The following is a 26,165-nucleotide window of genomic DNA, read 5'->3' as shown; positions in this document are numbered from 1 at the left end:
TCTAGCTTGCCGGTGATGACATGAGCAGATCGAGCCCAAGCCGCTGCGACAAAAATTGCGCGGTCAGTTGTCCCCTGACGCTATTTCCGGCTTCATCGAGCGGAGGGGCGAAGGTACCCAGACCGCCTTTGCCGGGCGATACAGTGACAATACCGCCGCCGATGCCGCTTTTGCCAGGTAGCCCGATCTCGTAGAGCCAGTCTCCTGACGTCTCGTAAAGCCCGGCCGTGAGCATAACCGCAAGGGCATAGTGACAGACATCAGGTTTGACCACCTGTTCCTTTGTGAGCGGATTGACGCCCCCATGCGCCAGGGTGGCACCCATAACTGCGAGGTCTCTGGCACTCACGTTCAGCGAGCATTGCCGCGTGTAGAGCTCCACAGCCTCGACGGGATTGCTGTATATGCGACCTGTGCTTTCCAGCATCCAGGCAATGCTCCGGTTGCGGAAATTCGTTTCCGAAGCTGAAACATAGACCTCTTCATTGACGGAAAGATCGCGCCCGGCAAAACGAGACAGTCCTTGTTGAATGAAACGCCACTTCTCTGCTTCGGTCTTTCCCGGGACTAGACTTGTCGTTGCAATCGCTCCGGCATTGACCATTGGATTGGTGCGTCCATCCTTGTCGCGCTCGATGCCTGCAAGCGAATTGAAAGCGTGGCCTGTCGCATTTACGCCCAACCGCTCACGGGCACCTGTTGCGCCGATCAAATCGCAGATCAGCGCAAAAATGAATGGCTTGGAAACGCTCATAATGGTGAATTCATAATCGGCATCTCCGACGGCGAATAGCTGACCGTCGACACCGGCCACACATATGCCGAACAGGCGCTCGGACACCCTTGCCAGAGCCGGGTATACTTGTGAGTTGCTGCCAAGTCCGACGCTGCCGAACCGCTCATGTGCTTCAATTACAAGTCTTTTGACGTGATCGGCAGGCGGTAATCTGCCCGTCGAGATGAATGTTGCATCGGGATCGACAAGGGGATTCAGCAATTCCATGCAATTCCCTTTCGTAATGCTTCACGGTTAACGTTAAGAAGATCCGAACGCTATGATCTGATCATAAGTTCATCTCGCTTACAACTAAAATTAGGGTCCTATCTTCTAAACCAACCACACCTTACCGCGCATTATCCTATCTGCCGGATCTTATCTGCCGGACATCTGACTGATATACTGGCGCGGGCCTATCAAACAAATACACGCGACGACCTGCTGATTGGCATCCCTTTCGAAGGAGCTCATTTGTTGAAAGTGTCATCCTTTGCGCCGATTTCTTTTCCATTCGTTATCCTCGTCCTAACGTGACCTTCTGGAAATACGGCCGAACGTGGTGTGGAGGTTGAGCATGCAATCGTGCACCATTGGGTTGTTCGTTACCCGCCAGAGATTGCAGATGAGGCACAGAAGCAAAAATATCGAACGCTTGGCTCATGGCGTGTTGACGCGCCCTCTATAAAGGTCAAAGAACGCTGGACTTAGCTGTACCGGGCTGTTGATCGTGACGGTCAAACACTTGATTTCATGCTCTCCAAACGCCGAAGTCTCGCTGCTGCACGTCGTTTCTAAAAGAAAGCCATGGTCAACAACGGTGTTCTCGACAAGTCATCGACAAAGGCGGAGCCTATCTGGCCGCAGCACAGAGCTGCACTGCCCCGGCGTGCACGACAGAAACGTGCTCGATCAACGCAGGAAGCAATGCTATCACTTCAATATGGACAGCAACTACCACATCCATACCGACGGCTCTTTCGACATTGCCTCGCGTGCCGGCGGCTGGGCATTCAATGTCTATGAAGGCGACTTTGAGCGATATGCTGCGTCTGGCAGCGCGTCGGGCCTGTCCAACAACAGTTTCGAAGTTCTCGCCGTCCTCAATGCCATGCGCTGGATCGCCACGGCCATACCGGCGCGCACGGTCACGCTTTGGACCGACTCCGTTTATGTCATGGAGGGCTGCCATCGCCGGCGAGCCATCTGGCGCAGCAATGGCTGGAGGCGGATCAATGCGAACCAGCATGTGAGACCGCGGAAGATTCCTGATCGGGAGATATGGCGGGAACTCGACGACCTTCTGCAACGCTTTCCGCAGGTGGCGGTGGAATGGTGCAAGGGCCATGCAGGCGTTATCGGCAACGAATTGGCTGACAGGCAGGCACGCCATGCGGCGCGCACGCCGCTTACGCTCAAGGCTTCGGCTCCCAAAGCTCTTTTACCATCCAGTTGACGACGGTCAAAAACCGCTTCAGCTGCGCGATCGGATAATCCGGTTCTGCTGCAAACTTTTCGTCAATGGATCAACTGATAGTTTCATTGCTTCTAAAAAGCTGTTTTTGGTTGCCGAGGCCGTATAGCTGTGTCCCATTATGTTCAGAGGCGAATATTGCTATTATTGTAATTTATACATTGAAAATCTGCTATTCGTTTGCGCGCTAAGCCATATCTCTCTTTGAGAAATCATGGCTTTTATAGGGAAGCTTAAGGCCGTTCGATTTTGCGGCTGCGTATGACAAACAGTCTCCGAGATCCAATGCTGCCGGGTGATTTGCCGTGCGGCCATAATCCAGCATGGCATCAAGCGCACCCTGTCCGACACGACTGTCAATTATGATCTCTGGTTGTCGAGAGTTGATTGACGCCGATGAATAGGGCGAGCGCCGGATCATTCCGTTCTTAAAATGGGCGCCATGGTGGGTTGGCGTGTTGGAAAGGGGCGAAACGTCATCAGGATCAGCACGGCCGCCAGCCCCATGCCCCATGAACCGACATACATCAGCACATAGGAATTGAAGCGGTCATAGACCAGCCCACCCAGAAGTGGTCCTGTCGACATTCCAAGGCCGCCCGCCATGGCGGTACCCCCGATGATCGTACCCATCATCTTCAACGGAAAATTCTCCCGTATGATCACGGCGTAAAGCGGCATTGTGCCGGCATAGATGAAACCGACCAGGGCAGCGACTGCATAAAAGGGCGCAAGCGTCGAGACAAATACATAGGCGAGCACGCCAAAGGCCTGGGCGAGAAGTCCCATCACCAATACACGCTGGGCGCCGAACCGGTCCCCGGCAAGTCCGAAGCCGATACGACCAAACATGCCAGCCAGTCCCTCCACGCTATAAATCGAAACCGCTGCGATCATCGGGATGCCGCAGCTCACCGCATAACTCACCGTGTGGAAGATTGGGCCGGAATGCGTTGCGCAGCAAAAGAAATTTGCCAGCATCAGAATGATGAATTGTGGTGATCGTACCGCTTGCGATACTGACATATCCACCTGGAGCGCATCAGCCACGATTTCTTCCGGGACTTTATCCAGTATCGCTGGCGGGCTGCGCAGCAGACATGCTGCAGGGATCATCAGACTGGCCGCAACGCCTGCAATTATCAACATGGCGTTGCGCCAGTCGTGCATTGTCACAAGCCATGCCGTCCATGGCGCCATGGTTATCGGCGCCATGCCCATGCCGGCGGAAACCAGCGATACCGCCAGGCCGCGCCGGGTTTCGAACCAGCTGGTGACGCAAGCCATCATCGGCGCGAAGATGGCGGCCGTCGCTGCACCTACCAGCAGACCGAAAGCCAGCTGGAATTCGCCAAGAGATCCTGCCTGGCTGGCCAGAGCGAGGCTCAACGGAAGAACGAGCGAGCCTGTCACAACGACCGGGCGAGGGCCAAACCGATCGGAGAGGCTGCCCCATATCATACTTGCCGCCGCCATCGCGAGAAAGCCGACCGTCATTGCCGAGGATATTCCTGTGATCGACCACCCGGTCTCCTGTGCGATTGGCCGCAGCAGGACCGGCAACGAGAACATGGCTCCGGCGGCAATACATCCCAAAAGCCCGCCGACAGCCACGATGATCCAACGATAGGAAATGCGCATGCTATTCCCCCTACGTGTTTTCGGCATGCTTGCAAGCCTGAGCAGAACGCGCGCCAACACGCGCCCATAGCGTTGCTATCGGCAACTGACGGCGTTTTACTGCTTGATTGTGGCTCAGCCCTCGGCTGGCTTCCAGTCGGGTGCCGGAATGGTATTCACCATCCAGGGAATGCCGAAGCGGTCGACAAGCGAGCCGAAGCCGGGCGACCAGAAGGTTTCGCCGAACGGCATCACTGCTTTGCCACCCTCGGAAAGCTGCTCGAACCAGCGCTGGCCTTCGGCTTTATCCTGTGTGTGCAACGTGACGTCGAAGCCGTTTTTTGGCTTATCGACGTTCCGTGCCCATTGCACATCCATGTCTGCACCCATCAGGGCCTGGTCGCCGACCTCAAGCCAGCAATGCATCAGCCAGGTTTTGTATTTTTCATCGGTCAGTGGCATGTCAGGCGGGCCGTCGCCATAGGGCATTGCCGCGGTGATCTTTCCGCCCAGAACCCTGGCATAGAATTCGAATGCTTCCCGGCATTGGCCTTGAAAGCTCAAGCTGGTGACGATCTTCATAGGGTCTCTCCCATTGAAATTTGACGCGTCGGTCGCATTCAGAACCATCCATAACCGGGCTGGCCGCCCAGTCCGTCCTGCAAGGTTTTCCTACTGGCCCAGCGTCGCGATGATCGCGATATTTCCCGCCACGCCAAAGCTTGTGGTCAGGAAACGCCATCAAACTCTTCCTCTATATATTGATATCAACCTAATTATTCATCCATGTCAATCCGACATCCGCACAGCCGATCGGCGACAGGGAAGAGCTTCAAATTGAGTCAGATTGCGCGCCGCGACGCCTGGGCTGACGGGTCAACACAATAATCGCGTCGCTGACATCAATTTACGATGCAAGCCGGTCCTCAAATTCATCGAAAGTCGACATGCGTAAATCCGACCAGCAGGTCCCTTAGGTCCGTCGTTGCAAAGTCATGTGAATGTCGCCGCGACTTTGAAAGGAGGGCTCGTCTTCCGGTGCGGCGCACCGATCAATCTGCAATCGGCACGGATCGGCCGCGCATCAAATACGCTGCTTGCCAGGATTGTCTTCACTATTGAGGAAATGGGCCGCGCTAGGCGGCGCGAACCCAACGGTCTGGTCCTGTCGACTGTCATTCTGGTCGGTCTCGCTTCGCTCGGTCTGGGTCGGCAACCACAATTATTTCGGACTGACAGCCATGACTGCTACAACCGCAACTTTTTCAGATTGGCGCGGCCGACCGCGGCATAGATCAAATTCATCAAACCAATCGAAACCGATCCATAAATATTGTGGTCAATCATTTTATAGAATTTCCAGCAATATTTCTCGGTATGTAAAGATTTTATTGAGAAAAATACTCGCTCATTAAAATATCTCTAGAATTTGATTTGACAATTTCAAGGGGAATTATTATAAGGGGCGCATCGATATTTTGTTGAAGAGTTTTTGCTTATTGCACATTTAGCACGGTGCGCTGAACGAACCCCCTTTTTAAAAATCGTATCAATTTACGCCACGCATTGTCGTGCCGTCATGTGTAATCTTACGAAAGGGTTCATCATGAACACCGGAACAGTTAAATGGTTCAATTCTACAAAAGGCTTCGGCTTCATTCAGCCTGACAACGGCGGAGCGGATACGTTCGTTCACATCTCGGCGGTTGAGCGTTCGGGCTTGTTTTCACTGACAGAAGGCCAGAAGTTGACTTATGATGTCGAGCAGGATCGTAAGTCTGGTAAGATGTCGGCTTGTAATCTTCAGGCTGCGTAACGCAGTTTTCTTCTGTTCATTGACCACGGATGTACTGGCATTGAATCTGAGGATCGCGTCTAAAGGGTCGAGTGCACGCTCGGCCTTTTTTATTTGCTGCTAAACGAAGTTATCCGATCGTGAATAGGGATGTTTAATTGCATAGGCCATCAAATCGTCCGGTCTTGAACGACGCCCTCTCCAAGATTGAGGAAATTCTTCGCTTTATCCAACCGGCAACCAGCCGGTGTCCAAATCCCGAGCAAGCAATTTTCAGCGATTGGTCGAAGCGGTCTAACGTCTTGCAGTGCGGTGGCGTGGGTTGCTTAAAGAGCCGTGCGCGTTCGCAATACAATTCGTGAAACAGGAGATCAGGGAATTGATGAAACAACAGTCCAAGAACACGCTTTTCAAACCTGTTCTATCTCGGATGGAAACGCAGAAGGCCGCAACCGACAAGACGGCCAAGGCGATCCTGATCCAGGAAAAAAACGTGATCGACGCCAAAACACAGCGTTTGAAGGCGGCAAGGATCGCGCGAGATCAGAAGCGTTGACAGCAGCCATAGCAGATATGCTGCAGGCTCGTCAGAGCTGAAAATATCGATCAGGTGCATGCTGACGTTCATGGAAACTGCAGCGAGAAGGCATTTTTCGCGCGTTAAAGGCACGATGGGCCTTACGGCGCTTCGGTTTCAAGGTGCGAGGCCGCGCCCTGCCGCATAGCGATAGGTTTGGCGAGCGTGATCTGGCTGAAATGCGCCTGAGTTGAGCTATTGTGCAAAAGCTCAAAGTGCCCAGGTTCTGAGGAGTTTGCGCAATGTTGACAGGCTCTCATATCCCGCTTCCCGCCCTGCGACAGCGAGTGGTACACCCTCAGCAATCCGACGCATGACATGGGAGGCCCGCAATCGTTGTCGCCATTCGATGAAACTCATGCCGGTTTCGTATCGAAATTTGCGCGTCATCGTCCGACGGCTCATACCGACCTTATCAGTCCAATCATCGATAGTGCGATTATCACCCGGATTATCGAGCAGATCCCGGCAGAGTTTGCGCAGCTGTTTTTCGGAAGGGAGCGGAACCGTATATGGTTGTGGACCGGCATTGCGAATCTCATCAAGAATAAGCGCGCAAAGATGGTGTCCTCTGCCGTTTTCATCGTAGAGCACGGGTTCATTGGCAAGCGCTTGTATGCTTGCATCAAGAAGCGCCGAAACTTTCAGAACTCGTGTTGGCCCCCACAAGCCCCTTAAAGTGCTTTCCTCCAGATAGACGGAATGCATTCTGGTTTCGCCGAATGTTTGCACCGCATGCGGGAGGTCGGGAGCAATGAGAATTGCATAGCCGCTGGGCAGCATGAACGCGCCTTCTTCCGTCATCGCCGTCATGTAGCCGCTATTTCCCAACAGAAGCTGCCCACGCCGATGGCTGTGCCAGCCAAAGTTCGTACTTACTGAATATTCACGATGCATCACAGCGAGCGGTCGCTGGATGTCCTGATAATCAATGGCATGCTTTGGTCGCGTTGTATTGTCCATTTGGCCCAATTTGACTGAAAATGTCATATTTGTTGGAAATTGCAGAATTCTGACCCGATTGCAACCGAGTTTGGCCTGACTCAACAAGGGATGATGAATATATTCTGACCCGCAACGCATTGATATGCGTGTGTAATTTAGAATTATTCTGAATTCCACGATTGCGCAACATCAAAACTGACAGCCACAGCCTGCGGTCTTAATCGTCAGCGGGATATATCTCGTTGGCTTGAAGAACGCCCAGGAGAGCCGAATTGAATACGAGTGGCGCCGCTGCCCGCGATCGAAATACAAATCACAACACAAATTGTTTCTCTTTACAGGCGTTCTTCAAGGCGATGCTCCTGGCAGGGGTGGCTACCCTTGCAGCGGCCGAGCCAATGATGGCTCAGGAAGCGGGTGCTATCCAACTTAATACCATTGAGGTTCAGACAAGCGGAGGCGCCGGCCCGCGCACGCCTGCGAAGGGCTATATCGCTGACTATAGCCGCGCCGCCACCAAAAGCGATGTGTCGCTTCGTGAAGTCCCGCAATCAATTTCTGTGGTAACCCGGGATAATATGGATGACAGAGCCGTTCAGTCGGTGAGTGAAGCGATGCTTTACAGCGCCAATGTGAACGCGCAGCGTTACGGTGCCGATGTGCGCTCTGATTATTTTACCGTTCGCGGTTTCCCCGCAGATCTTTATCTCGACGGCTTGCGCATTCCGCAGATTGCGAGCCAGTCGGGCGGTTACTCCGGCTTCGTCGTTGAACCCTATTCGCTTGAAAGTGTCGAAATTCTGCGCGGCCCAAGTTCAGCCTTGTTTGGTCAGAGTAATGTTGGCGGCATCGTCAATATGGTCAGCAAACAGCCGCGGGCTGACGCGGCGCACGAGGTCTATCTGCGCGGTGGCAGCTTCGGACGCAAGGAACTGGGCTTCGACACCACCGGATCGATCAATAATGATCCGCGGTTGACCTATCGCCTCAATGGCATGTTCCGCGACAGCGATACCTCCTATGATTTTGGCAAGAATAATCGCTTTGCGATCAATCCAAGCCTCGCATGGCGTCCCGATGCAGAGACCAGCCTGATCGTATCGGGCGGCTATCTCAAGGACGATATGGGCCAGGCCGGTGTCATCATTCCGGCTTATGGCAGTGTCCTGCCGAGCCCGTCAGGGCAGAGCATCGCCCGTGATTTCTCCGACGGTGACCCAGGCAATGCCGTTTACAAGAAGGAGATTGGCTACGTCGGATATGCATTTGAACATCGTTTCAATGATACTTTCACGCTGCGCCAGAATTTCCGCTACGCGCACATGAAGACCGACTACCGCAACCTGTTCACCGGCGTGTTGCCCTCGAGTGGCTGGAATGGTCATACGATCCCGCGCACCAATTACCTCGCCCAGCCGGAACTGGACGCAATCGCCTTTGATACCCAGTTGGAATCCCGTTTCGATACCGGGCCATTGTCTCATACATTGCTGTTTGGTGTTGATCAGCAGTGGCAGCGATTGGACAATCACACGGCCTTAGCGAGTGGTCCTTCGCAAGACCTGTTCAACCCGACTTACGACAAATCCATCGTGAAGCTTTCCCCCACCACGCGCCTGTTGCAAAAGCAGTATCAGACGGGGATTTATGTACAGGACCAGATCGAAGCGGGAAATCTGCGCGTTACGCTCGGTGGACGCAAGGATTTTGCCCGCATCGATTCCGAGCAGACGACGCTGTCTACTGGCCGCAGCGTGGATTACCACCAGAATCCCGATAAATTCACCGGTCGCGTCGGTGTGGCTTATATTTTCGATTCAGGCTTTGTCCCCTATGCCCTCTATTCGACCTCGTTCCTGCCCACACTTACTCTGGCGGACACGCCGTTGAAGCCGACAACAGGCACATTGAAGGAAGTCGGTCTGAAATACGCGCCGGAAGGCGAGGATTATTCGGTTACACTCTCGGCATTTGAAGCCGAACAGCAAAATGTCGTCAATCGTATCTCCGGCATTTATTACCAAACCGATGAAGTGCGTGTTCGTGGTGTCGAACTGGAAGGAACAGCAAGGCTGTGGAACCGGTTGAACGTGACTGGCGGATTGAGCTTCCAGGATCCGGAAGTCAGTGAGAGCCAGAATCCGGCTCAGATCGGCAAACTGCCTTACACGGTTCCAAAGAACCAGCAGTCGCTTTTTGTAAGCTATGACATGCCTTTGCCAGACAGCGTGGATGGCACTCTGGTTGTTGGTGGCGGGGTGCGTCGTATCGGCAAGACGGCGGGCGACACGCTCAACACTTTCTACGTGCCATCCTATACACTCTTTGACGCGTTCCTGCGTTACGATCTCGGAAACTATCGCTTGCAGGTCAACGCCTATAATCTTGGCGACAAGAAATATGTGGCGGGGTGCAATTCAACCAGCCAGTGCTATTTTGGCCAAGGCCGATCCGTTGTGGCAACGACGAGTGTTCGATGGTAGCAGCCTTATCGCGTCGAAGCTTTGTGGTGGGTGCGGCTTTGGCCGCGCTCACGCGCGTCAGTTCTGCGCACGTACCCCGCAAAATTGTTAGCCTCGAATGGGCGGAGACAGAAATGGTTCTGTCATTGGGGCTTGTTCCCTCGGGCGTGGCTGATCTGGCTGGCTACAGGCAATGGGTGGGGATCGGCAATGAAGCGCTTGGTGGCACCATCGATGTTGGGGGGCGTCAGCAACCGAGCCTTGAGGCGCTGATGCGCCTGAAACCGGATCTGATCGTGACCTCCGCATTGCGCCATGCGACCATTGCGGCTCGATTGAAAACAATCGCGCCGACGCTTCTCCTGGATGCCGGCACCGATGCCGCAGATTTCTATGCGGCCACAAAACGCGATCTTTCAACGCTTGCAACAGCCATCGAACGTGCGGCGCTCGGGGAGGCCGAATGGCAGTCATTTGAAGAGCGGCTTGCTGCTGTTCAACGAAGAAACCGCGATTCCGTCAAGCTCATCGTTGCGCAGCCGCTGCCTGGGGTTGCCCGGTTGCGGATTTTCACCTCCAATTCTCTGATCATGAAGACGCTCACAAAAGCCGGGTTCTCGATCGGTGCCGATTTCGGCACTCAGCCGTTCGGCTTTACGACAATTGGACTTGAGGAACTGGCCTCGCTGAACGGCGATATCAAACTGCTGATGCTCGGTGAAGCGGTGCCTGATGAGCTTAGCCAAAGCGCCATCTGGCCTGTTCTGCCGATGGTTGCTGCCAAACAGGTCTATACGATCGGTGGTGATATCTGGCCATTCGGATCCACCCGATCAATGGCGCGCCTTGTTGAAAAAGCGACCGGCGCGCTGGCAATCTGAAGAGACAGCGTTCGAAGCTACCGGTGCCATTATCTCCAACGACTGCATAGCTTGTTTGATGGGCTGAGCCGGGATTCAATCGTCAAATTCAAGCCACTAGCGCGATTGTTTGCGCATCAAGACAATAAACAACGGGGTGCCGATGAAGGCAGTCACGATGCCGGCCGGGATTTCATGCGGCGCAACGATGGTGCGTCCCAGCATATCTGCCAAGACAGTCAGGATCGCGCCGATCAGTGCCGTGACTGGCAGGAGATGCCGATAGCGTGCGCCACAGCATAGACGCGCGGCATGCGGTGCAATCAATCCCACAAAACCGACAGCGCCGACCGCAGCCACGGCGCCTGCAACTGAAAGGGCAGCGAGCATCATTGCCCACAATCGTGTTGAGCCAGGATCAACCCCCAACGCCTGAGCGCCGTCCTGACCGAGGGCGAGGATATCGAGCCGCTTTGCCAGCACCCATGCCAGCAGCGGAAGGATAAGCCAGGGCGCGAGGGCTTCAACATCCTGCCAACTGCGCGCATGGGTGGATCCCGCAAGCCAGGAAAGCGCTTCCGCAACCTGCAGCCTGGCCTCAATCACCACAAGCGTGCTGAAGGCCGATAGACTTGCTGCAATCGCCAGTCCGCTCAAGGCGATGCTTGCGGGCGACGACCGGCGCCCCAGGACCGATATCGAGAGAATGACGCAACCGGCACCGAGCGCTGCGAACAGGGCAAACAGCGGGCTTCCTGGAACGAAGCCAGTCAGGAGCGCGAGCAGGCTCGCAAGCGCGGCCCCTTGCGCAAGCCCGAGCGTTTCCGGCCCCGATAACGGGTTTCGTGTAACGGCCTGAAGCAACAAACCTGCCACGGCCAATAAGGCCCCTGCGCCGATTGCTATCAAAACCCGAGGCATGCGCAGCGTGTAGACGATACTCCAATCGATTTGCCGGCCCAGTGTGCCGTCGCCCAATGTGAGCGCTGCAAAAACTGCTGCGGATAATACCAGCAACAGGGTCCCATAGAGCGGCGCTTTTCGCGCAAAAAGCACCCTCGCCAGCAAGAGATTGGCGCGGCTGCCTGCCTCAGTCTTCACCTTTCGAAGGATCATGATCAAAACCGGCGCGGCAAGACAAGCTGCGAGAATTCCGGTTGGAACGACCCGGCCTTCCTTGCTTAACGCTTGCGCGATAACGTCGGCACCCAACAAGGCGACCGCTCCCCAAAGGCATGCAGCCGGCAACAGAACGCGATGTTTGATCAAACCAATTGCCCGCAGGAAATTTGGGACGGCGAGCCCGATGAAGCCGATCGGTCCAGCGATGGCGACAGAAGATCCGGCCAATAGGACGGACAGTGAAAGCCCAATGATGGCCGTGGCTCTTCCCAAACCAAGGCTTGCGGCAATATCGTTGCCCAAATTCATGATATCAAATTGTCTGCCAAGCATAACCAGCAGCAAAATGCTGGCAAAAACAATCGGGGCAAGCGATACAACCTTGTTCCAGCCGGTCTGATCCAGAATGCCGGAAGACCAGAGAATAATCCCGGATGCACGGTCGTCTGCAGTCAGAATGATTGCGGCGGTGAGCGCGGAAAAAGCCAGACTGACCGCGACCCCCGCCAGCGCCAGCCTGACCGGTTGCGCGCGAAATCCGCCGCCCACGGACAAGCAGACCAGGCCGCCGATCGCGCCGCCCAAAATGGTTGCTGCAAAGGCGGGAAAAGCAAATGGCAACAACAGGCTCGATATGACGAGCGCGAGTTGTGCGCCGCTGGTTACAGCCAGAATATCGGGGGCGGCAAGGGGATTGCGCAGGATCGTCTGCATGATGGTCCCGGCGACCGCCAGCGCCGCGCCGACAAGGATGGCTGCCACAGTCCGCGGCAGCCGGATCGTTTCGAGGATGATCTGTGCGACCGATTGCGGTCTGGAGGGTGCAAGCAACAAATCCTGCATCGTGACCTGGCCACTGCCAGTCACAAGGTCTGCCAAGGACAGAAGGAGCAGCAGCAGAATTCCAAGGATGATCAGGCTTCCCGAAAGCCCGAAAGCGCGCGATCGTATCGTGGGTGCAGCGTTCAATTTCATTTTTTACGGCTGGTCGTCAGGATTGATCCAGCGCGGCAGGCAGAATGGGATCGGTAAAGCCGGATGCTGGGTTATATCGATATTGAAATCAAATGCCTGTTTGAGATGCTGCTTTGTGAAGACGGTTGCAGGTTCCCCTGTTGTCATCACACAGCCTTTGCGCATCAGAATTACATGATCTGCGAGTTCAAGCACCTGGTTGAGATCGTGGAGCACGGCAACGATCGTCAGCGCGCGTTCCCGGTTCAGCTTTTTTAACAGCGTCAGCAGTTCAGACTGGTGCCGAATGTCGAGAAAATTCGTCGGTTCGTCGAGAAAGAGAACAGAGGGATCTTGTGCGAGGGCCAGCGCAACCCAGGCCCGTTGCCGCTCACCACCTGACAGCGATGCCACCTGCCTGTGGCGCAGGTCTTGTAGACCAACCTGCGCAATTGCACCGTCAATAAATCTTTGATCTTCCGGTCCGAGCCTTGACAACAAACGCCGATGCGGATGGCGACCATTTTCAACCAGTTCCTCCACGGTTAATCCAGCCGGCACTTCGGGCATCTGCCCAAGCACCGCGATCTTTCGGGCCAGATCGATGCGCCGCAGATGACTGATATCGGTTCCTTCAAAGAACACCGATCCTTGAGAGGGCGCTTGTAGTCGCGCCATGCTTCGCAGCAGGGTACTCTTCCCCGAACCGTTTGCACCGCAGATAACGGTGATTTTTCCTGGCGCAATGGAGACGCTGACTGCAGCCAAGGCCGATGCATTGTCAAAAAGGACGGACAGATCGGTGACACGGATAATTGCATCGTCCATTCTCTCATCCTCTTCATGCCGGTTCCGTTCGTTTTGGGAATAAGCAACATGGTGGCGACAGGCAAGGGCTATCGCGGACTGAATGGCTGTGCGGCAGAAAATTCGTTTCGGTGCTGCGGCTTCAGTCGCCGCTATACGACAGGATTACCCGGATTGGCTGCCGAGCAACCCAATCTGTCTTATATTGGCCGGAATCCTTTTTGCTCAAAACGGTGAGGTCCGAGAGTCTCTTATCAACCCCAATCGTCACAGCTCTCAATGACTGACTGGCTGCCTATGGAATTCGGCTTGGTCGCGTTGGCAATTGCGCACCCATTGGCGTATCGGGAAGACGCAGGTGATGGGGTCTGGCGTGATGAAACTTGCCGGATCGGCAGACATCAGCCCAAATGACCAGATTTCTGATCATTGCGATCTCGATCAGTCCTCCGGTTTGAGTTCAGCAAATTTGGCGGCCATTGTCGGATTGCCTCGGGTCAGTCGCTTGACCGTCAGATCCTCTGCCTTGTCGTTTGCAAGCCGGAGGTTGTTTGCTGATTTATGCAGCGCTTCTTTTGTCTTTTCCAGGTCTTTGATGGCTTCATCGATGCGCTTGACCGCTTCTTCGAAACCATCCGAGGCCAGACGCCAGTTCCGTCCGAAAGCGGTTTTGAAATCGTCAAGCTGTGCTTCAAAATGGGTGATGTCGACGTTCTGCGCTTTCACCAGCGCCAGTTCCGTCTTGTATTTGAGAGAGCTCATTGCCGCATTGCGTAAAAGCGTGATCATTGGGATGAAGAATTGCGGCCGGACAACATACATTTTCGGGTAGCGGTGCGAGACGTCCACAATACCCGTATTATAAAGTTCACTCTCAGGCTCCAGCAGTGAAACCAGCACCGCATATTCGCAACCCTTGGTGGTGCGATCCTTGTCGAGCTCTTTGAAAAAATCCTCATTCCGCTTCTTTGTTGCGGTTTCGCTATTCTCATTCTTCATCTCGAACATGATCGAGACGATTTCCGCGCCAGTGTCGTCGCGATCGCGGAAGACAAAGTCGCCCTTGCTACCGTCGCGTGCATCATTGTCCTTTTCAAAATAGGCGCGGGGAAATGCGGTCGCCCGAATGCGGTCGAACTCGGTGGCGCAGTGTTGTTCGAGCGTCTCACCGATCATCTTTGTCGACAGCTTCAGCTTCATGTCGCGCAAACGTTCGATCGCCTCGTCGCGATCGCGGAGCTGTGTTTCATATTTGTCGCGAAGAGCCGTTTCGGCCAGTTTTTTCTCCAGCTCGACCCGGGAGAGCCCGTTTTTCAGTGCCTCACGCTCTTTTTCAACGACACTGACCGCTTCGGTTACAGCGAGTTTCTGTGCAAGCTCACTCGCATCAAGTCTGGCCTTCAGGCTCTGGATCTCGGCGTCCTTGGAGGATGCAGCTTTCTGCAATTCGGAGACGAGCTTTGCCTCGGCGAGTTTCGACAGCGCGTCCTGATCGCGTCTGGCATTCTCGAGATCGTTGAGCAGGCTGTCTCGCTGCTTTTCAATCGCACTCAAAGCCTCGGCGACAGCCAATCTGCCTGCAACCTCGCCGGCTTCAAGCTTCGCCTGCAGCTTCTGGATTTCAGAATCCTTCGCTGAGGAGACGGTCTGCAATTGGTGGGCGACTTTGGCCTTAGCAAGTTCCACAGCGTTGCGCTTGTCCTGTTCGGCCAGTTCCAGGCGCTCATGCAACTGCATCTCGAAGTCAGAGTCTCGAACCTGCTTTAGGATATCTGCATATCCGGCCTCATCAATCTTGAAAGCCTTGCTGCAATGGGGGCAGATGATCTCATGCATGAATGTCTTTTATAACCTCTGGCTTGCACTGTTTTGGAAGCGGGGAGCAGGTGAGATTGGTGGATGATCACGGAAAGGATTTCGATCTGTCAGTCAAGCTATTTAAGATCACCAACAATGGCAACAGAAGCTGCCAAACCGGCTCTGACAGCATTCAGTCCGTTATACGTCCGAAAAACATGGTCGCAAGCATAGGCATTGGCGATTGTTTGCCTGGCTTACCACCGCGGTTGCCCAAGCGACGGGTCCATCGACACCATCTGCTGCGTTGACTGATCCGCATTAAAAAAACTGTGCTTGAGAAAGTTAAAAAATTCAACATTTGGAAATATCAGTCCTATCAATAACTTGTTTTTCAAGGTCGGTTTCAAATGGCCCACCCTTAGCCCCGAGATCGGTGGTCATGTCTTACAATGCGCGCGATGGTATGGGAAGCATCCTGTGACAGGATCGCCGCATCCTGAATTGTTGATCCGATAAAAAGCCTCTGTCCCACCGTTTGGTTTCATTCCGGTTGGAGAGGGCGATCGGCTTTGCTGATCCGCATGTGCGGCCTGTCGCAGTTTGGACAAAGTCCGGCAGCATCATTCGATTACCGGTTAAGGCGGCAGGTTACGAAAGCCCAGCGATAATGGGTGCTGCCCAGCAAAAGTCGCTCTTACAATGTAAACCGCAGCAAACTGCCTTGGATTGATAGCCGGCTTTCATGGTGGCGTAAGCCGAACAGCGCGGAACAAAGCGCTGCCATTCTCGTTTTAAAAGGGAAGGGAAGGCCAATGAATAGATTTTGGGACAAGCCGATTGAGGTCGCCGGAATCAATGGCGTGACCAATCATATAAGGAGCGCTGAGGAAGCGGCCGCTTTCATTTTGGATCGTTGGCCTGCCGAGATGACGTCAACAATGCTCAAGCCGCTTGAGAAACTGATTGCAGTTCTCGACGATGGTGTCTGTCCAGAAGATGCAAGAGCGGAGTTTCTGATCGCGATCCAGCATATACACCGATTGCATAGCTGATTTCTCACGAACGCTGGGCGATCGAATCGGGCTGATTGCCCTGCCCGCGCTTTCCCTCCGGAAATTTCGCACGAACCAAAAAGCCACAGGCTGACCTGTGGCTTTTTGAAGTGAGATTTCACTCACTGCATCAAGACGGAAATTCGCCTGTTCTCCTCAAGCGCGCCATTCACAAAGGCACGCGCTTCATCGTCAGCCAGCCCTTCAAGTTGTTGTTGAAGGAGCACAGCTTCCTCCGACATGCTGATGATCGCTGCATTTCGTGTGTCCGCGTCGAGTTGCGCAATGACCCTGCGCAAGGCATTGCGCGAACTGTAAAGCTGTCCCATCAAATGAGGCCAACCGGTATCTTCATTCGCCAATCTGGTCTGTCCGTTTTAACAAGCCTTCCCGTGCACCTGAATAATAATTACCGACACGAGACTTGGTTCCCGATGGTTTCGGATTCTGTGTCAGGATGAGGTTTTTCCCGTGTTCGCGCGCAGCTTGAAGAGAGGTGCAGTCATTTCAGCTTCCAGACCGGAGGGTTCGTAGCGCAGAACAACGTCTCCGGTGCCGAGCAGTCCGGTTCGGATCAGCTTGGTTCCAAATCCCTTGCGGCTCGGCACTGTGATCTGAGGACCGCCGACCTCTTTCCAATGAAGGGTCAGGGTTTCGGTACCGTCCTGCTTGGAAATCTCCATCTCGATCTTCACGCGACCGCGCTCCTTTGACAGCGCGCCGTATTTGATGGCATTGGTTGTCAATTCGTGGATGAGCAGCGAAATCGATGCCACGCCCTTTGAGCCGATCGCAATATCGGGACCATGGATATCCATTTTCTCTGTCACGCCCAGAGCCGCGGCAATATTGCCCACCAATTGCGACAGGGAACTCTGTGCGCTGTTATGCAGTCGCAAGATCTCATGTGCCTGACTTAACGCGTTCAGTCGCTCGGTAAATTTGTGGCGCTGTTCGCTGTCGGCATCGATAAATGTCTGATTGGCGATTGAATTGACGATGCTGAAAGTGTTTTTGATGCGGTGCGCGAGTTCTGAATTGAAAATCAAGGCGCGCTTTTCAGCCTCGACCTTTCCGGTCGTTTCGACAACGGTATCGATCATTCCGCCGACATCACCGCTCTGAAGCCGGATCGGGCTATAGCAGAACGTGAAATAGCATTGTTCTGGATATCCGTAGCGATTAATGACCAGCGGAAAGTCCTCGATAAAGGTTGCTTCCCCTTGATAGGCCTTTTCGACAATGGGCAGGATTTCAGGCCAGGCCTCCGCCCAGATATCCCTGAAAGACTTGCCCATGCAGTTTTCTTTCGCTCCGAGGATTGGACGGAAAGCATCGTTATAGAAGGTGATGTAACCGGGCCCCCAGACAATCGCCTTGGGAAAATGCGATGCCAGCATCATCTGTAATGCTGTTTTGAGCGGCTCAGGCCATTGCGAGGGGGCGCCCAGTGCACTGCTGTCCCAATCGAAACTGCGGATGTCCTCCGCTGATGGTCCTTCTGCGTTCAAAAACGCAAACTCATTGTTCATCAAGGTCTCTTTCACATCTGGCTAGCAAGAGAACTGATGATCAGTTGCTGCGTTCTGGAACCTTACTTTAGAGCATCCTTATCCGTTAAGGCAATCCGCTGCCCGTGTGCATTCCGCTAAACCACCCTAAGGCGATGATGCCAATCGATAATTTCCTTGCACGCAAGACTCCCTGCATTAAGTTGATCAGGAAGCTGGTCGATTTGCCGCACAAGGAGACGCGATGAAACTGTTCATGTTCCAGATTGGTGGCGATTGTGGCGGCTCGAATGTCGAGTTGCATGACATCCGTTTCTCGGTCGGAATGATTGCCCAGGACTGCTATGATGATCTGCGCGATCAATGGTGGGGCAACCCGAAAAGCCTGCATGTCGATTGTTGGGGAGAAATCCGTCATGTGGACGGATATGACATCCGGATTGTGCCCCGCCGCAGGAATTCCGACCTCAACAAGCTGTTCTTCATCAATCTGGGTGGATATGACCCGGCCGAATTCGGAGAGTTGCATCGCAACGTGTTGCTGGTTTGCCCGGACGCACGTTCAGCCAAGGCACGCGCCCTGTCCGAAATCCAGCACTGGTCGCAGCCTCACAAGGATAAGGCTTTCGAAGTCGAGAAGGCCGTCAACATAAGCCGGGACGTGGAGGCGAGAGGCTATTCGATTGACCTTGTCCCCTCGCCAATTGAGGCGCAATTTGAGTTTGTCTGCAAATATATCAAGCTCGGCAGATAAATGCATGCAATCAAACGCCGATGTCTCACGGTCACGGCCAAAGCGGCGGCGCCAGGATAGGCTACAGCGCCATCGTCTTTAGCGGCTCGGGCTTCTTGCCGTCCGGCAGAATGGTCTGAAGATGATCATAGACCACGTTCGCGCTGAAAGGTTTGCGCACAAAGACCGCGCCTTTTGGCAGTTCGTCGGCCTCTGGCTGAGCCATGCCGGAAGCGATGAGTATCCCGATATGTGGCCAGTCTTTTGAGCAGCGGCGTGCAAGATCAAAGCCGGTCAGTTCACTGGGCGGCATCTGGACGTCGGTGAACAGCAGTTGAAACCTATCGGCGTCAGCCTCGAGCAATTCCAATGCCTCTTCAACATTGCTCGCCTCCTTGACCCGGAAACCGGCCGTCTCCAGAATGTCGACAGCGTCCATGCGGATAATGACATCGTCATCGGCCACCAGCGCGTAGGGTGTTTTGTTGTTGGTCATTGAAATTCCTCACAATGGATTGCTGATAACAACACCCATGACGCGGAAACGATCCCTCGTTTCTTCAATTTTCCCGAAAAATTTCAATTCGCTAACCGGCGCTGGGATGGCCGCAAACGCCGACCGGCCATCCTCAGGCCGCGGTGCACGGTCAATGCCTGCACCAGCCTTTAAGGCAGCAATGGCCTTCAGCGTGGCGGTCGTCTGCAGTCCTGAGCCGCATTCCATGCAAAACGCGACCCGTAACCGCCGCTGCGGTCAGACGGGGTCGTTGACTTTTCGTGCAGTCCTGATGATCTCGACGACCATTTCCGAGGCCTTCTGTAAGGAGGATACGGGAAGAAATTCGTAAATGGAGTGGAAGTTATGCGCGCCGCAAAACAGATTGGGGCATGGCAGGCCTTTTTCCGACAGCACCGCGCCGTCATAGCCACCACGCATCGGCACAGGCCGTGGCTCGACACCCAGTGTTTTCATGGCTTCAAGCGCGATCTGCACCGGATAGTGGTTTTTGCCGCGCAGCGTTTCGGCGACGTTTCTATAGACGGCCTTATAATGGACACCGACACTGTCTTCACCATAAAGCCGGTTGAAACTCGCCGCCAGATTCTCAATGAATGCGCGCCGCGTTTCGTAACCTTCCGTTGTAAAATCGCGAATATCGACGGTGAGTTTCGTCTCGGCTACGCTCCCCTGGATCGCCTTGACCCAATAATAGCCTTCGGTACCCTCGGTATATTCGGGTCGCTCACCGGCTGGCAGCATCGCAATAAATTGTTGGGCATAGAGAATGGCATTGCGCAGCTTGCCCTTGGCTGACATTGGATGCGCAGGCTGGCCCTTGAAAGTCAGGTGAAACTCTCCGGCGTTCCAGTTTTCATAGACGATTTCCCCACGCGCACAGCAATCAAGGGTGTAGGCGAAATCGGCATTGAGGGAGCTGACATCGAGAGCCTTGGCACCGAGCAAGCCAATTTCCTCATCGGGTACGAACACCACTTTGATGGTGCCGTGTTCGATCTCTGGATGCAATGTCAGAACCTGCATGGCGTGCATGATTTCGGCAATGGCTGACTTGTTGTCTGCGCCGAGCAGACTGCTGCCATCGGTGACGATGATCCTATCACCGATATAGTGCTGAAGCTCGGGAAACGCCTCCAACCGCATGACTGAACCGGTCGCTTTGTTGAGCAGAATATCTCCGCCCGCATAATCGACCACATGCGCGTGCGTGTCGGTCGTGTATTCGGCCGATGTATCAAGATGCGCGACCCAGGCAATGGTGGGAAACTGCGCCAGTCGGCTTTGGGCGACATTGGCGGGCAATGTGCCGACGACGATCGCATGCTGGCGCTCCTCGACCTCCATCCCGAATTCCCGCATCTCATTGGCGAGAAGTCGGGCAAGATCATGCTGTCCTTGGCTGGAGGGCAGGCTGCCCGCATTGGGTACGGCGGTGGTGTTGATGCGGGTATAGGCTAAAAAGCGCTCGACGATATCCATGTTATAAGTCTCGGCATCCTGTCAGTATACGTCCCCGACTGCTGCGGGGCGCTTGAAAACAAGCGGGGGCTCTCACCCGCTTGTCAGAAATTTGCGTGACGCGCGTCGCCGCGGGCCTATTCCTCTATGTCCACATCCTCGAAGAGATAGCCACCAAACGGGTCGATCCGGAAGTTCTTGACCTTCTTGCTGACCGGCTGTTCGACGATCTGATGGGCGATTGTCAGCCACGGCGCCTGTTGCTTGAACACCAGCTGGGCCTGTTCATAAAGCCTGCTGCGCTCAGCCTGGTCGGTTGTCAGTTTGGCGGCCTGGATCAGCTTTTCGAAATCCTGATCACACCAGTTGGCGCGGTTGGCGCTGCCGATAGCCTGGCAACTCAAGAGGGCCGCCAGAAAATTGTCGGGATCGGCAATGCCCCCGGTCCAGCCGAGCATCACCGCGCCATCGCGGTCTTTCTCGAGCGAGCGCTTGAGATATTCACCCCAGTCATAGGTGACGATTTCAGCGGTGACGCCGACCTTGGCAAAGTCGGCCTGAATAAGTTCGGCCGCCCGGCGTGCATTGGGCATATAGGGTCGCTGCACAGGCATCGCCCAGATCTTCATCTTGAGATCCTTCACCCCGGCTTCCGCAAGCAGCTTGCGCGCCTGTTCGGGATCGTAATCATCGTCCTTCACGGCCTTGTTATAGCCCCAGACACTTGGCGGCAAGGGATTGACGGAGACGACTGCGGAGCCCAGATAGACCGCATCGATAATCGCCGGCTTGTTGACTGCCATGTTGAGCGCCTTTCGCACGCGAACGTCGTCAAATGGCTTTTGCTGCGTATTATAGGCCAGGAAGGAGAGGTTGAGACCCTCCTTGTTCTGCATTTCGATGGCAGGATCCTTCTTCATCTCCGCAATATCCGCTGGATTGGGAGCAGCAATGACGTGGCATTCACCCGTACTGAGCTTCTGATGGCGCACGGCTGCGTCCGGGGTGATCGCGAAAATGAGATTGTCGATCTTCTGCTTGCCGGCCCAGTATTCGGGATTGGCCTGGTAACGAATGGCACTATCCTTCTGATAGGCAACAAACTGATAGGGGCCGGTTCCGATCGGTTGCTGACTGAACTCGGCGATGCGGTTTTCGGCAACCAGCTTATCGCTATATTCCTTGGACTGAATGACCGCGAAGGTCAGCGACAGGCTCGGAATGAATGTCGCTTCGGGCCGCGTCAGGACAAATTTGACGGTGTAATCGTCGACCCGCTCGATTTTTTCGATCAGCGAGGGAAAGGAATAGGCACCAAATTGCGGCCAGGTCCCCTGATTGTAATAGGGGTTGTCCGTGTTGCCCTGGCGGTCGAAGGTGAAGATGACATCATCGGCGTTGAAATCGCGGCTTGGCGTGAAATAGTTGGTGGTGTGAAACTTCACGCCCTTTCGCAGATGAAAACTATATTCCTTGCCATCGGCCGAGACCTCCCAGCTCTCTGCGAGACCCGGTTCAAGCTCGGTGGAGCCGCGCTTGATCTTGACAAGCCCATTGGAGAGATTGCGCGCGGAAGCGTCGTAGACAGCGCCGGAGGTCGTCTGTGCGGCGTCAAACATTTCAGGGGAGGCCTCTGAACAATAGATCAGCGTCTTGGCATAGGCCGCGGTGATCGCCGTGCTGTTGAGCGCAGCCGCGATGAGAGCTGCTGACAAGAGTGTCTGATGTCTTTTCATGAGGCTGCATTCCCTTACTGCCGTGGCAATCGACGTCCCGCCGTTGATCGTTGCAATTCGTCTTTTTCAGCTGATTCTAAACAAAGATGTTGTCATTTGATCCTGCAACGACAGATGACGCAAGCGCAAACGCCACGCCGGTTCAACCTCTTGTTCCGCTCCCCGGGAGTTCGGGGATCATCTGGCGCAACAGATCGCGCAGGATCAGACGCACCGCAGCGGTCGCAGCCGATTGTTCGCGGTCACGCGGGGTAATCAGGCGCACTTCGCGTATGATCGCCGGCGCCGTCAGCGGGCGTGCCACGATGCCGCGACCGCGCAGGGCGGTGAATGCATAGGCAGGCAGCACGGCAATACCGGCATTCACCTCGACCAGCGACAGGACGCTGTGGATCTGATTGACTTCCATATGCGGTCTGAGCGACAGTCCCGCCTGTTCGAACCCCATCTCGGTCAACAGGCGAATGTTGCTTTTCTGGGTGAGGGTGATCAGCGGCTGATCATCCAGCTGAGACCAGGACACGTGATCATAGCCGGCAAAATCATGATGAGGCGACACGAAGATCATCAGTTGGTCGCGAAGCGCCGTCTGGCTTTCGACATCGGAATCCTCGCCCGAAAACGTCCCCACACCCAAGTCGCAGCGGCCAGTGCGCACTTGTTCGATGACGATTTCCGGCCCGACATCCTCGATCTTGATCACCAGATTGGGATGTTCATCGGCCACGCGACGAACCAGATGTGGCAGGATGGTTGTGCATAGAAGTGGCGGCGCCGCGATACTGACCTGACCGCGTCGCAGCTTGCCAAGATCGCGCACGCTGTCGGCCGCACGGTCGATTTCCGCAAGGCCTGCCAACGCGCCGGCGGCAAAGGCGCGCCCGGCTTCGGTCAGGCTCACCCGACGGGTCGTACGATCGAAAAGCCGTGCATCAAGCACGTTCTCCAGATCGCGGATCGTATGAGAAAGATTGGCCTGGGTGGTTTTTACCCGCTCGGCGGCGCGAGAAAAATTTCCCAGTTCGACGACGGCTTGGAAGCATTCGATCTGACGCAATGTGGGGCGCATGCAATCACTTATGTGTTTTTGTTTATGAATATATTCTACTTACAATACTTCCCGAATGAAAGAAAGTCAGGCTCGATCAGATACAAGCGGGTTTGGAGTGACCCGGCCTGAAGCGAGGAATTTTCGATGAAATATGACCGGCAGAATGCCAAGGCACATTCGCGCGCCACCATGCGCGGTATCTGGGCTGCGGCAAACACGCCCTTCACCGATCAAGGCGCGATCGACGAAGACGGCTTTCGCAGGAACGTCGATCACTGGGTCAATGATCTTGGCATTGACGGGCTTTTCGTTGCTGGCAAGCAGGGCGAGTTTTTCGCGATGTCGGTTGATGAGCGCAAGCGGATGTTTGAGCTGGCGGTTTCAGCGGTTGGCGATAAAGCGCAGACGATCATGTCATGCTCGGATCAGAATATGGATGTGGTCATCGAGCTTGCCCGGCATGCGCAGGCCTGCGGCGCGGACTATATTGTGGTTCACGCGCCAGTCCTGCATTTCCTGCGCGCCCAGGACGAGACGCTGCTGCGCTATTATGAAACCATTGCTTCGCGTGTAGATATCGGGCTCGCGCTCTGGTCGCATCCCGATAGTGGCTATTTGATGAGCCCCCAATTGTGCAATCGCCTGGCCGACATTGAAACGGTGGTGGCGATCAAATATTCGGTTCCCCGTGCGATGTATCTCGAGCTCACGCAACTGGCAGGCGATCGCATTCTGGTTTCCACCGCATCGGAAGAGGAATGGTTGGATAATATTCTGGAACTGGGCTGGCAGCTTTATCTGTGTTCGTCGCCACCCTACACATTGCAGACCGGCAGGGATCGCCGCATGCGCGATTACACCGATCTTGCCTTTGCCGGCAAAGCGGACGAGGCACGGGCGGTGTTCAAAAGTCTTGACGGCCTGCGTCATGCCTTCAAGGCGACACGCCCTGCGGAAAAGCCGACAGCGCATCAGAAATACTGGCAGGAATTGCTGGGCCAGGTGGGTGGACCTGTGCGGGCGCCAATGCTTGAGCTGACAGAAACCGAAAAACGCACGATCCGGGAGGCGTTTGAGCGCTGTGATCTGAAACTTTCCTAGACAAACCGAAAAGGGGAACAACAATGACAAGATTAGCCGCGTTTAACTTTCAGAAATGGATTGATGAGCACAAACATCTGCTAAAGCCGCCGGTCGGCAATCAGCTGGTCTTCAAGGATGCGGAGCTGATGGTGACGGTGGTTGGCGGCCCCAACAAGCGCACGGATTATCATGACGATCCGGTCGAAGAATTCTTCTACCAGCTGAAGGGTGACATGCTGCTGAAGCTGCACGATACGGCGACCGGCGATTTTTATGACGTGCCGATCCGCGAAGGCGATATATTCTTGTTGCCCGCCCATATTCGACATTCGCCGCAGCGACCGCAGGAGGGATCGATCGGACTGGTGATCGAGCCAGCGCGGCCGGAAGGCGCGCTTGACGCTGTCGAATGGTACTGTTTCGAATGCAGCGGGCTGGTGCATCGCGCCGAGGTCGATCTTGAATCCATCGTGGATGATCTGCCGCCCCTTTACGCTGCCTTCTACAATGACGAAAAACTGCGGACCTGCCCGCATTGCCGCACCATCCATCCCGGCAAGAACCCGCCGGAGGGTTGGGTGACGCTTTAAAGCGTCTGCGCCCGGGCAAGGTCGGGCGCTTTCCTTGAACAAGCTAAAAAAATCAAAAGGGGAAGACCATGAAAGACAAACTGCTGCTGATCGGACTTCTGTCGGGGCTAGCGACGAGCGCTGCTGCGGAGCCGGTCAAGATTGGTGTGATAACGACTTTGTCGGGTCCGGGTGGCTATCTGGGCCAGGATATCCGCGACGGCCTACAGCTTGCGATCGACGAAGAGGGCGGCAAACTGGGCGGTGTCGCGGTCGAGCTCAAGGTGGAAGACGATGCCGCCAAGCCCGGAAATGGACGCCAGATCGCCGAACGGTTCATGTCCGAAGACGGGGTCAAGCTGTTCACCGGGATAATTTTCTCCAATGTGCTGGGCGCAGCGGTACCCGATATCGTTGATAATGACGGTATCTATATCAGCGCCAACGCGGCACCCTCCAACATGGCCGGCAAGGACTGTAACGCCAATTACTTTGTTGTTTCGTGGCAGAACGATGCGCTGCATGAGGCGTCCGGGATCGCCGCCGAGCAGGAGGGGTTCAAGCGGGCGTTCATTCTGGCGCCCAATTACCAGGCAGGCAAGGATGCACTCGCCGGTTTCAAGCGCGGCTTCAAAGGCGAGATCGCCGGCGAAATCTACACCCAGCTTGATCAGACCGATTACTCCGCAGAGATGGCACAGATCCGCGCGGCCAATCCAGACGTGGTTTTCCAATCGCATCCGGGCGGCATGGGTATTGCCTTCATGCGGCAGTATCAGCAGGCCGGCTTGTTGGGCAAGGTTCCGATGGTTCTGTCGGAGCCGTCCAGTGACGCAGTCATTCTCAAATCACTGGGCACGGCGGCAATCGGGCTGATGGCGACCAGTCACTGGAGCCCTGATATCGACAATGCAGCAAGTCGTGGGCTGGTGACAAAATGGAAAGCAGCCTTTCCCGACCGGCCTCTGACCTATTACGGCACCCAAGGTTATGATGCGGGCCGGCTGATTGCCTCAGCGTTGAAACAGACGGGCGGTGTTGATGATCTCGACGCGCTGCGCACAGCACTGCGCAAGGCGGAGTTCCAGTCTGTACGCGGCAGTTTCGCCTTCGGACCGAACCAGCATCCGCTGCAGGACTGGTATCTTGTCGATGTGGTGGCGGGCGACGATGGCAATCCGACAACAAGGATCAAAAAGAAGCTGATTGAGAATTACGGTGATTCCTACGCGCAGGCTTGCAAGCTCTGAACCGGGTTGCG

Annotated in this window: 23 protein-coding genes and 1 pseudogene; 11 read left to right on the top strand and 13 right to left on the bottom strand. The window is 55.0% G+C overall.

From position 1 onward, the window contains the following. Position 1: 1 nt before the first annotated feature. Positions 2–1,003 (bottom strand): glutaminase A, encoded by a 1,002-nt coding sequence (gene glsA / locus ABWV94_RS17335; RefSeq protein ID WP_113497107.1) that lies wholly within the window; start codon positions 1,001–1,003, stop codon positions 2–4. A 219-nt stretch (positions 1,004–1,222) separates the two neighbouring features. Here glsA and ABWV94_RS17330 point away from each other — a divergent pair. Both ABWV94_RS17330 and ABWV94_RS17325 read left to right on the top strand, forming a co-directional pair. After that, positions 1,223–1,650, top strand: a pseudogene (locus ABWV94_RS17330) (DDE-type integrase/transposase/recombinase); the annotation flags it as partial. A 68-nt stretch (positions 1,651–1,718) separates the two neighbouring features. Continuing rightward, on the top strand, positions 1,719–2,231 hold the full coding sequence (locus tag ABWV94_RS17325; RefSeq protein ID WP_113497105.1) for a ribonuclease H family protein: 513 nt from the start codon (positions 1,719–1,721) through the stop codon (positions 2,229–2,231). Positions 2,232–2,666: 435 nt separating this feature from the next. Here ABWV94_RS17325 and ABWV94_RS17320 read toward each other — a convergent pair whose 3' ends face one another. Beyond that, positions 2,667–3,890: an MFS transporter gene (locus tag ABWV94_RS17320; RefSeq protein ID WP_113497101.1), complete on the bottom strand. Its 1,224-nt coding sequence runs from the start codon at positions 3,888–3,890 to the stop codon at positions 2,667–2,669. A gap of 114 nt (positions 3,891–4,004) precedes the next feature. After that, complete coding sequence (locus ABWV94_RS17315; RefSeq protein ID WP_113497099.1) at positions 4,005–4,451, bottom strand: VOC family protein; 447 nt, start codon at positions 4,449–4,451, stop codon at positions 4,005–4,007. 1,024 nt (positions 4,452–5,475) lie between these two features. Here ABWV94_RS17315 and ABWV94_RS17305 point away from each other — a divergent pair. Then, positions 5,476–5,685: a cold-shock protein gene (locus ABWV94_RS17305; RefSeq protein ID WP_079211315.1), complete on the top strand. Its 210-nt coding sequence runs from the start codon at positions 5,476–5,478 to the stop codon at positions 5,683–5,685. Between the two features lie 361 nt (positions 5,686–6,046). Further along, positions 6,047–6,220, top strand: coding sequence for a hypothetical protein (locus tag ABWV94_RS17300; protein ID WP_353414670.1), 174 nt, complete (start codon positions 6,047–6,049; stop codon positions 6,218–6,220). Positions 6,221–6,451: 231 nt separating this feature from the next. Here ABWV94_RS17300 and ABWV94_RS17295 read toward each other — a convergent pair whose 3' ends face one another. Further along, the gene (locus ABWV94_RS17295; RefSeq protein ID WP_353414845.1) at positions 6,452–7,138 is read right to left on the bottom strand and encodes an AraC family transcriptional regulator; all 687 of its coding nucleotides are present in this window, start codon (positions 7,136–7,138) and stop codon (positions 6,452–6,454) included. 320 nt (positions 7,139–7,458) lie between these two features. On the opposite strand from ABWV94_RS17295, the gene ABWV94_RS17290 reads away from it, so the two are divergent. Both ABWV94_RS17290 and ABWV94_RS17285 read left to right on the top strand, forming a co-directional pair. Next, positions 7,459–9,669 (top strand): TonB-dependent siderophore receptor, encoded by a 2,211-nt coding sequence (locus ABWV94_RS17290; protein ID WP_113497095.1) that lies wholly within the window; start codon positions 7,459–7,461, stop codon positions 9,667–9,669. Then, a complete protein-coding gene (locus tag ABWV94_RS17285; protein ID WP_113497093.1) occupies positions 9,663–10,529 on the top strand; it encodes an iron-siderophore ABC transporter substrate-binding protein in 867 nt (288 codons plus the stop codon). The genes ABWV94_RS17290 and ABWV94_RS17285 overlap by 7 nt, the downstream gene beginning before the upstream one ends. 96 nt (positions 10,530–10,625) lie before the next feature. Here ABWV94_RS17285 and ABWV94_RS17280 read toward each other — a convergent pair whose 3' ends face one another. The 3 genes from ABWV94_RS17280 to ABWV94_RS17270 all read right to left on the bottom strand — a co-directional run bounded on the left by ABWV94_RS17280 (position 10,626) and on the right by ABWV94_RS17270 (position 15,227). Beyond that, positions 10,626–12,605, bottom strand: a complete 1,980-nt coding sequence (locus ABWV94_RS17280; RefSeq protein ID WP_113497091.1) for an iron ABC transporter permease — start codon at positions 12,603–12,605, stop codon at positions 10,626–10,628. Positions 12,606–12,608: 3 nt separating this feature from the next. Further along, positions 12,609–13,412, bottom strand: coding sequence for an ABC transporter ATP-binding protein (locus tag ABWV94_RS17275; protein WP_353414667.1), 804 nt, complete (start codon positions 13,410–13,412; stop codon positions 12,609–12,611). A gap of 420 nt (positions 13,413–13,832) precedes the next feature. Beyond that, positions 13,833–15,227, bottom strand: coding sequence for a DUF2130 domain-containing protein (locus ABWV94_RS17270; protein WP_353414665.1), 1,395 nt, complete (start codon positions 15,225–15,227; stop codon positions 13,833–13,835). A 776-nt stretch (positions 15,228–16,003) separates the two neighbouring features. Between ABWV94_RS17270 and ABWV94_RS17265 the strand changes: the two genes are divergently transcribed. After that, positions 16,004–16,243, top strand: a complete 240-nt coding sequence (locus ABWV94_RS17265) for a DUF982 domain-containing protein (protein ID WP_113497085.1) — start codon at positions 16,004–16,006, stop codon at positions 16,241–16,243. 122 nt (positions 16,244–16,365) lie between these two features. On the opposite strand, the gene ABWV94_RS17260 is transcribed toward ABWV94_RS17265, so the two are convergent. Beyond that, positions 16,366–16,605 carry a hypothetical protein gene (locus tag ABWV94_RS17260; protein WP_353414663.1) on the bottom strand — a complete coding sequence of 80 codons (240 nt, stop codon included), beginning with the start codon at positions 16,603–16,605 and terminating at the stop codon, positions 16,366–16,368. A gap of 90 nt (positions 16,606–16,695) precedes the next feature. Further along, positions 16,696–17,775: a PAS domain-containing HWE histidine kinase family protein gene (locus ABWV94_RS17255; RefSeq protein WP_353414661.1), complete on the bottom strand. Its 1,080-nt coding sequence runs from the start codon at positions 17,773–17,775 to the stop codon at positions 16,696–16,698. 223 nt (positions 17,776–17,998) lie between these two features. On the opposite strand from ABWV94_RS17255, the gene ABWV94_RS17250 reads away from it, so the two are divergent. Then, entirely contained in the window at positions 17,999–18,508 is a 510-nt protein-coding gene (locus ABWV94_RS17250; protein WP_113497079.1) for a DUF1543 domain-containing protein, read from the top strand. Between the two features lie 61 nt (positions 18,509–18,569). On the opposite strand, the gene ABWV94_RS17245 is transcribed toward ABWV94_RS17250, so the two are convergent. The 4 genes from ABWV94_RS17245 to ABWV94_RS17230 form a co-directional block, all read right to left on the bottom strand. Then, positions 18,570–18,983, bottom strand: coding sequence for a response regulator (locus tag ABWV94_RS17245; RefSeq protein ID WP_113497077.1), 414 nt, complete (start codon positions 18,981–18,983; stop codon positions 18,570–18,572). 258 nt (positions 18,984–19,241) lie between these two features. Beyond that, positions 19,242–20,486 (bottom strand): peptidase T, encoded by a 1,245-nt coding sequence (pepT, locus tag ABWV94_RS17240; protein ID WP_113497073.1) that lies wholly within the window; start codon positions 20,484–20,486, stop codon positions 19,242–19,244. A 116-nt stretch (positions 20,487–20,602) separates the two neighbouring features. Next, on the bottom strand, positions 20,603–22,201 hold the full coding sequence (locus ABWV94_RS17235) for an ABC transporter substrate-binding protein (RefSeq protein ID WP_353414658.1): 1,599 nt from the start codon (positions 22,199–22,201) through the stop codon (positions 20,603–20,605). A gap of 142 nt (positions 22,202–22,343) precedes the next feature. Then, the gene (locus ABWV94_RS17230) at positions 22,344–23,270 is read right to left on the bottom strand and encodes a LysR family transcriptional regulator (protein ID WP_113497069.1); all 927 of its coding nucleotides are present in this window, start codon (positions 23,268–23,270) and stop codon (positions 22,344–22,346) included. A gap of 126 nt (positions 23,271–23,396) precedes the next feature. On the opposite strand from ABWV94_RS17230, the gene ABWV94_RS17225 reads away from it, so the two are divergent. The 3 genes from ABWV94_RS17225 to ABWV94_RS17215 all read left to right on the top strand — a co-directional run bounded on the left by ABWV94_RS17225 (position 23,397) and on the right by ABWV94_RS17215 (position 26,154). Further along, positions 23,397–24,353, top strand: a complete 957-nt coding sequence (locus tag ABWV94_RS17225) for a dihydrodipicolinate synthase family protein (protein ID WP_353414656.1) — start codon at positions 23,397–23,399, stop codon at positions 24,351–24,353. Positions 24,354–24,376: 23 nt separating this feature from the next. Further along, positions 24,377–24,925 (top strand): 3-hydroxyanthranilate 3,4-dioxygenase, encoded by a 549-nt coding sequence (locus ABWV94_RS17220; RefSeq protein WP_353414654.1) that lies wholly within the window; start codon positions 24,377–24,379, stop codon positions 24,923–24,925. A gap of 68 nt (positions 24,926–24,993) precedes the next feature. Beyond that, positions 24,994–26,154, top strand: a complete 1,161-nt coding sequence (locus ABWV94_RS17215) for an ABC transporter substrate-binding protein (protein WP_113497063.1) — start codon at positions 24,994–24,996, stop codon at positions 26,152–26,154. Positions 26,155–26,165 lie beyond the last annotated feature (11 nt).

The organism is Brucella sp. NBRC 12953, assembly GCF_040369775.1.
Classification (GTDB): Bacteria; Pseudomonadota; Alphaproteobacteria; order Rhizobiales; family Rhizobiaceae; genus Brucella; species Brucella pseudogrignonensis.
This window is presented reverse-complemented; position numbering and strand designations above follow the sequence as displayed.